Source organism: Calditrichota bacterium (assembly GCA_013151735.1).
Taxonomy (GTDB): domain Bacteria; phylum Zhuqueibacterota; class JdFR-76; order JdFR-76; family BMS3Abin05; genus BMS3Abin05.
This window is the reverse complement of sequence record JAADHR010000206.1, coordinates 1-6,410: the sequence shown is the minus strand read 5'-3', so window position 1 is coordinate 6,410 and position 6,410 is coordinate 1. Positions and strand designations below refer to the sequence as shown.

Sequence of the window (6,410 nt, the reverse complement as noted above, 5' to 3'; positions counted from 1 at the left end):
TTGAAGATTTCCTGAAAAAAGGTTTGTCTGTTTTGAAGACGTATGATTCATTAATCATCCACTTTTGATGACGTTCGCTGGATAGAGAAAAAAATGCATTTTAGAGGATATTCATCTTGTATTTTAAATGACCCCCTTTTGCTATCTGTCGCCTGCGAATATAAATTCCCATGTAATAAAAATGTCAATATGTGATTTAGGCTTGTTGCTATTTTAGCAGAAAAAGGCACTCACGCAGAAGGACTGCCTGAAAATTTTCAATTAAAAAACTGCGGGAGGTGCTAGTTAATTTAGACTAAACCCCCAAAACAGCCCATTCACCGAAAACCGATAGACAAGGGCAAGTCAGCCAAAGTTGGCGCAGGCGCAGTCTAATTTGATTCGGAAATTGCGGAATAGAAAATGCAGTGATGTGGCCGATTACGACTGGCCTTGTTCTTGACCGGAATGAATGCCGTATTTGCGCATTTTTTTGTACAGTGCCGTTCGGTCAATGCCAAGAGCTTTGGCCGTTTCACCGATCTTCCAATTGAAGGCTTCCAGATTTTGCAGGATGAGCTTTTTTTCAAATGTGTCGCGGGCGTCTTTCAGTGAAGAAAACCCAACCGACTTCGCTTCGATGGTTTGCCGCATTTCGAGTGCCTGCTGAATGTCTGTTGCCTGTACAATAGGCCCTTTGGAAAAGATGACCGTTTTCTCGATAATATTTCGCAGTTCCCTCACATTTCCTGGCCAGTCCTGTCGCAGGAGAATGGAAATGGCCTGGGGGGTGAAGTCCGTGAATTGGCGATTGTATTCCTGGGCAAATTCGTTGAGGAAAAATCGGGCCAGGTGCGGGATGTCCTCTTTTCGTGTACGCAAAGGGGGAAGATGAATGGTAATCACATTCAGGCGATGGAAAAGATCTTGGCGAAACTTTTCTTCTTGTACCATTTGAACAAGGTTTTTGTTTGTGGCGGCAATCACCCGAACGTCCACCTTGCGAGGTTGGATTTCACCCACCATCTCCACTTCTCCTTCCTGAAGAACGCGGAGCAGTTTGCCCTGGAGTCGTAAACTCATGTCTGCAATCTCATCCAGGAACAGAGTGCCTCCATCGGCAATCAGAAATTTACCCCGGTGGTTTTGTGAAGCGCCGGTGAAGGCGCCTTTCCGGTACCCGAAAAGTTCGCTTTCCAGAAGCTCCGAAGGAATGGCTGCACAATTGACCTTAATAAAAGGTTTGGCAATGCGCTTGCTCTGGTAATAAATGGCACGGGCCACCAGCTCTTTTCCGGTTCCGGTTTCGCCAAAGATCAACACTTTGGCATTGGTGGGGGCGACACGCTGAATCTGGGAAAAAACCTTCCGCATGGCCGCACTATGACCCACAAACCGATAGGATTCATCTAATTGTAACATCAGGTGCTTTTTCTCTTCGTACCAGCCGCGCTTGTCCAGGGCATTTTTAATGCTAATGAGCAGGCGTTCCGCGTCCAACGGTTTTTCTACAAAATCGAAGGCCCCCAGTTTGATAGCTTCCACCGCCTTGGTAATGGTGCTCTGGCCGGAAATCATAATAACGGGCACGGCCGGCCGATGTTCTTGCAAGCGTTTGAGCAGCGAAACGCCGTCCAGCCCGGGCATCATGACATCCAACAGCACACAGTCAAAATCACTTTCTAAGAAAACGGTTTCGGCCTGCAGAGGATTGGAGACAGTCTCCACCTCGTAGTTTTTGTAACGCAGCAAATTGGACAGCGACTTTAGGAAGACTTCATCGTCGTCCACGGCGAGGATTTTAGGCAACATGTTTGTCTCCTATGTTGCCAATTGGCAACATGACACGCACCACTGTGGCAAACCCCTTGCGTGAGGTCAAAACGATTTCTCCACCGTGGTCTTCTATGATTTTGCGGGCAATGGTCAATCCCATACCGGTTCCTTCGGATTTTGTTGTAAAATAGGGGTCAAAAACCCGCTTTTGTGTTTCTTTGTCCATTCCCTGACCGGTATCTGCAAAATCAATTTCAAGGTAGTTTACAAAATGTTTATCCAAATATTGTGCCATACTGCTTGAAATGAATAAGATACCTTCTCCATGCAAAGCATCGATGGCATTTTCAATAATGCTCTGGAAAACAACCTCAAGCTGTTGAGGATCAGCCATCAAGCGGTCGTGCTCGTCGTCCAGCTCAATTTGAATGCGCAAGTCCTCGTTGAAATAGTGAGAAAATCGTGATAATACGCGTGTAAGTATCTTGCGGATCGAAACAATTTGTTTGTTGGGCGACTCCAGATTGGCAAATTGAAGGAAATTTCGGGTCAATTCCCGAAGTCGGCGCAGCTCGGAGAGGAGTATGTCAAAATCTTCCTGAACGGCCGATTTTTCCGGAAGCAGGTCATTGATTTTCATTTGCAGGGTTTGCAAACCGATCTGAATGGTGGAGAGGGGGGTTTTAATATCGTGAGCAATTTTTTGAATGGTTTTGCTCCACACGCGTACCCGTTCCAGTTGGTTGTTTGTTTGCATGCTATCGATAAAAACCACATGGCCAATTGGAAGTTTGAAGAGGCCCCGTACCGGTGTGGAATACAGATTGAGATGTTTGTTGTTCTCCAAAAAAACAGAGCTAATTTCTGTTTGAACCAGATTTTTCTGCAAGCCGAGCTGTTCAAAAAAATTGTAAATTTTGGAATCCTTCGGAAAAACTTGTGAAAAGTGTTCGCCCGCCCCGTACACAGTGAGAGGCTTTAGCAGATTTTTGGCATGGTCGTTTGCCATTTTGATTTTTTTCCTGGAATCCAGAACCAGTACGCCCAATTGATTTTGTTGAACCGCAAAATGGGCCAATTGGCGATGAAAGGAAGTCGTGTTCAGAAACCAATAAAGACCGTAATTGCCGGCAAATAGAATTCCAAATATTGTAAAAACAATGAAATAACGAAAAAAGAACAATGGATTGACCCGATAGCGGCAGTAAAGAAGAAAATCTTTCAATTGCAGAACAATTTCTGAGTCGTTGTGACCAAACCATTTTACTGCCGGACTGACAAGTATTTTGGACTTCGGAATTTCTTGCCAGGTTTGTTCGAAGTTGCTCAAATTCATCACCCCAAGGTGTGTTTTGGTGACCATAATCAATTTGGATTTCGGATCGGAATCCACCGTTAGGAGTGCGTATGTAATCAGTGGATGCTTTTTAATCGCAACATGCCGCAAGATTTCAAATGTGGAATTTAATTCAAATAAGCCCTTTTCATAGTCCAGGTAAAACAAACGGTCTTTTCGAAGGCCGGGTAATGTAAAAATATGGGCGTCATACCTAGCTGATTCAATAGCCTTTTCTTTTAGTATGGTGCCATTACCGCTTATGAGATACAGCTTCGGTATGCGATTGACGGCGTCCGCATTGATCCAATAGGCGACAATAAAGGACCCCTTCCCATTCCGGTAAGGAATGGTGATGAGTTTGCTATACCCTTTCGGCATGGGAATAGGGGGAAAGAGAAAATCCAAATTTTTTTGAAAGGCCATGATCCAGGTACGGTCATCACGGTAGGGAAAGGGTTTGAAGACATTGCAGGGAGCACTGGCGCCTGCAGGTAGAATGTCCAATTGGCCGTCCCCATTGAGATCGGCAAGCTGGCCAAGGTTCAAATTGGCGGCGAATTTTGGTGAGGTGGCAATTATTTTCTTTTTGCGAATACTGTAGGCAAATAGCCAGCGAGGGACCACGGCGTATCCCACATTTAAATTGAAAACAAGATCCTTATAGCCGTCACCGTCTACATCCAAAAGCAGGCCATTGCTGCCAAAAAGGTCCCATTCCCCTTTCTTGTGGTGATTAAAATTCTGCGCAGGGGCCGCCAGAACCGGCAGACGGTTAAACAGAAAATGGCTTCGTTTGCGGGCGTCGAGAACGTATAGAAAAAGGGAATCTGCCGAGTGGGTGAAAACGAAGATTTCATCGTACATGTCCCCGTCGTAATCACCAAAAACAGGATATGTCAACCAATCCTCGCTGAAATTCCACTGGTCGATGAGGCCTCCATTGGGATTGTACACTTTAATGGCGGGCTGCTTTATAGCGGTTTCTTTTTTGAGTACGACTGTTTCGCTCAACCCGTCATGATTGAGGTCGGGGAAGAAATAGTAAGCTTTGGATAGTTGGGGTTCCTGTTGTACAAGAATGGTGTGGTGAGACAGAGGGATGTGGAAAATCGTCAACACCAAAAAGGTGGCCAGCGCAGAAAGAGTTGCAAGGAAGAAAAAAACAAACAAATGCTGCAAAAACAAGGAATTGCCCAGATGCTTCAGATCTGTTTTCATTTTGAGTTCCCCAACAATTAGTAAAAAAATTGAACGGGTTTTCTAAGGAAATGCTGGTTTTGTTGAGTCGAAATTCTGAGATGCGGGAAAAAAATAACTCCCCCCATTCATTATCGGACGTTTATGCCCTTTTTTTCCATAATATAGAAAGTATTTTCCTCAATGCAAGAAGAAATTGAATAAAAACCGGGTTTTTATCAAATTGAATGGAATGGAAAGAATGAGGACGGGATAACGGCTCCGTCCGGAATCTACTTTTTGGAATTTAAATTTGATGGGGAATTGAATGTAGTAAGAAAAATGCCATTGATGAAATAGCGCATCTCTCTAAATGTATATTTTACGCAACTCCCCGGCACGTCAAAAAGGTGTCGGGGAGTTTGTACTTCTGCATTTTTTAAAACACCACACTTACTGAAAACCGCTGCACATTCGTGAGTACGCCAAAGTTGGCGTAGGCGTAGTCTAATTTGATTCGGAAATTGCGGAACAAAAGGGTGTTCAGGCCCGCACCGGCGGAAAATCCTTGCTCGGAATCTTTCATGAAAAGCGCCGGGTAGCCCGCGCGCAGGTAAAATTTTTGAAAAAGGCCGTACTCAAATCCGGCATTCAAATATTCTGTGTTGTCGTTGGGGTGATTGGCATCCAGTGCCAGGGTTAGAGATTGCAGGGATGTTTTAAGGACGTCCATGGAAACCCCCACGCGGAAAAGCAGTGGCAGCGACCATTTATCCGTATCGAGATGGGCGTTTATTTTGCTGTTGTTGCCGTATTTAACGGGGTCGATGTCGTGTTTCACCTGGGTGTCTTTGCCTTCCAAACGCATTTTGGGGCCAAAATTGGTGATACTCATGCCCAGTTTCATTCCGTGAAACTGAGTGGTGAAAAGGGTCCCGATGTCAAAAGCAATGCTGGCGGCATTCATGTGCCAGATTTTCTGGTGGATGTACTTTCCGGAAAATCCGATGGAAAACCGGTCAGTGAGATTGCGGGCGTAGGTGGCGCCGAGGGAAAAATCGGAAGCGTCGAACCGCTCCCCCGTACCCTCCGGGTAGAATACAGTACGCACGTTCATTTCGCCCATATTCAACGCCGTGATGCTGAGACCCAGTGCCCCCGCGTTGCCCATCTGAATGGCCACACCCGCGTAATCGAATGAAACACCTGCCAGCCAGTTGGAGTGATCAAAAATGGCCTGATTCGTGTTCAGTCTGGCCAGCCCGGCGGGATTCCAGTACATGGCCGTGATGTCGTCGGCCACACCCACAAATGCACTTCCCATACTCAACGCGCGTGCCCCGACTTCAATTTCCAGGAACGAGGCAGCCGTTGTACCCACTTTGGACACATTGCGAACAAACTGGGATTGAGCCGTTGTGGTAAAAATTGAGCCGTTGTGGTAAAAAAAGCGAAAAAAAGGATTAATAAGAGTCGTTTTTTCATCAACACATCCTCCAATAAATAAAAAATCAAAAATCAAAAATCAAAAATACAAATCAAAATGTAGAATTACCGTTTGCCACGCAGAGTTAAAATGCTCGAAGCAAAAATTTTAGAAATTTCATCGAGTTCACTTAAAAACCAATTGGCCTCATCTGAAGTGGCTCGTTTACTATCTCTCAGAAGAGCGACCCACAATTTGCTCTCGTTAGCGGATTTTAAGGAAATGTTAAAGTAATTGGTAAAATCCTTTTTACTGCTTGCAGCTTGTCCTTCCACATAATTAGCCAAAATACTCGTTCCACTTCGAAGCAGTTGATCACCTAATCTATTGGAAATATTGTCTTTCGGCAAATGATCCAGAAAATCAATCAATTTTAGGACAAAATGATACAGCCTGTTCTTAAAATCCTTTTTGAATTTTGACTTATCGCTTTGCATTTTGATTTTTGCTATTTTAATTTGTTTCGTATTTTGAAATTCGTATTTCGAGTTTATTTTATGAGAGCCAGTTTCCCAATCTTTTCTCCCAGTTTTCCGGCGTCCACGTGGTAGATGTACACGCCGTAGGCCACGTCCAGGCCGTCTTTGGTGGTAAGGTCCCAGGCCTCCGAGCCGTCGAAAATGGGGCTGTTGTGCTCCAGGGTTTTCACCAGAT

Annotated in this window: 5 protein-coding genes; all 5 read right to left on the bottom strand. The window is 44.9% G+C overall.

All coding sequences use genetic code 11. The features are described from left to right. Positions 1–420: 420 nt before the first annotated feature. Complete coding sequence (locus tag GXO76_15095; protein NOY79177.1) at positions 421–1,791, bottom strand: sigma-54-dependent Fis family transcriptional regulator; 1,371 nt, start codon at positions 1,789–1,791, stop codon at positions 421–423. After that, on the bottom strand, positions 1,781–4,312 hold the full coding sequence (locus GXO76_15090) for a hypothetical protein (protein NOY79176.1): 2,532 nt from the start codon (positions 4,310–4,312) through the stop codon (positions 1,781–1,783). Before GXO76_15090 ends, GXO76_15095 begins: the two co-directional genes overlap by 11 nt. Before the next feature lie 397 nt (positions 4,313–4,709). Next, complete coding sequence (locus GXO76_15085; protein NOY79175.1) at positions 4,710–5,660, bottom strand: PorV/PorQ family protein; 951 nt, start codon at positions 5,658–5,660, stop codon at positions 4,710–4,712. Positions 5,661–5,821: 161 nt separating this feature from the next. Further along, a complete protein-coding gene (locus GXO76_15080; protein ID NOY79174.1) occupies positions 5,822–6,193 on the bottom strand; it encodes a four helix bundle protein in 372 nt (123 codons plus the stop codon). Between the two features lie 53 nt (positions 6,194–6,246). Next, a partial coding sequence (locus GXO76_15075) for a hypothetical protein (GenBank protein ID NOY79173.1) occupies positions 6,247–6,410 on the bottom strand: 164 nt, incomplete at its 5' end.